We start from the raw sequence: 1,318 nt of genomic DNA, 5'->3' as shown, positions 1-1,318 counted from the left end.
AACATCAACGCGTCAGGTACTGGTTGATGAGGTTCTCGTAGGCTTCCTGGCGACCGCTGCGCTGGCTCGGCTCGCCGTTGCTGCTGGCATGCGAGACCAAGTCCTCCAGCGTGCTGCGGCCGCTTTCGAAGGCCTGGCCGGCGCCGCTGTCGAAGCTGGCGTAGCGCTCGCTGCGCCACTGCTCCCACGGCGAGGACGTCAGCAGCGCATGGGCCACTTCCAGCCCGCGCGCGAAGGCGTCCATGCCGCCGATATGGGCCAGGAACAGATCCTGCGGATCGGACGACTCGCGCCGCACCTTGGCGTCGAAGTTCAGCCCGCCCGGCGCCAACCCGCCCTGCCGCAGCACCACCAGCATCGCGCCGACGGTGTCGTACAGGTCGGTCGGGAACTGGTCGGTATCCCAGCCGTTCTGCGGATTGCCGCGGTTGGCATCGATGCTGCCCAGCAGGCCCGCATCGCTGGCCACCTGCAGATCGTGCTCGAAGCTGTGGCCCGACAGGGTGGCGTGATTGGCCTCGATGTTGAGCTTGAAGTCCCGATCCAGGCCATGCTGGCGCAGGAAGCCGACCACCGTGGCGCTATCGAAGTCGTATTGATGCTTCATCGGCTCCATGGGCTTGGGCTCGATCAGGAAATTGCCCTTGAAACCGATGCTGCGGCCGTAGTCGCGCGCCAGGGTGAGGAAGCGCGCCATATGGTCCTGCTCGCGCTTCATCTGGGTGTTGTGCAGGCAGGCATAGCCCTCGCGGCCGCCCCAGAACACGTAGTTCTCGCCGCCCAGCGCGACGGTGGCATCGATCGCCGCCTTGACCTGCACGGCCGCGCGCGCCACCACGTTGAAGTCCGGATTGGTCGAGGCACCGTTCATGTAGCGCGGATGCGAGAACAGGTTGGCCGTGCCCCACAGCAGCTTGATGCCGGTGTCGGCCTGGCGCTGCTTGGCGATGGCCACCATGTGCGCCAGGTTCTTCTGGTAGGTGCCGATGTCGTCGGCATCCGGCGCCAGGTCGACGTCGTGGAAGCAGTAGTACGGCACGCCCAGCTTGGTGAAGAACTCGAATGCGGCATCGGCCTTGGCCTCGGCACGGCCGAGCGCCTCGCTGCCGGCATCCCACGGATAGGCGCGCGTGCCCGGGCCGAACGGATCGGCGCCATTGCCGCAGAAGCTGTGCCAGTACGCCACTGCAAAACGCAGGTGCTCGGCCATCGTCTTCTCGCCGATGCGCTTGTTGGCATCGTAGACCTTGAAGGCCAGCGGGTTGTCCGAGTCGCGGCCTTCGAAGCCGATCTTGCCGATGCCGGGGAAGTATTCCTT

At 65.9% G+C, this 1,318-nt stretch carries 1 protein-coding gene; it reads right to left on the bottom strand.

The annotated features are described in order from the left end of the window. Window positions 1-4: 4 nt before the first annotated feature. Window positions 5-1,318, bottom strand: a 1,314-nt coding sequence (xylA, locus tag CKY51_RS22275) for a xylose isomerase (RefSeq protein ID WP_152250073.1), incomplete at its 5' end; no start/stop codon positions are given.

Source organism: Xanthomonas maliensis (genome assembly GCF_009192945.1).
In the GTDB taxonomy this organism is placed as follows: domain Bacteria; phylum Pseudomonadota; class Gammaproteobacteria; order Xanthomonadales; family Xanthomonadaceae; genus Xanthomonas; species Xanthomonas maliensis.
Note: the sequence above shows the minus strand (reverse complement) of the source record. Positions and strands in the feature narration are given on the sequence as shown.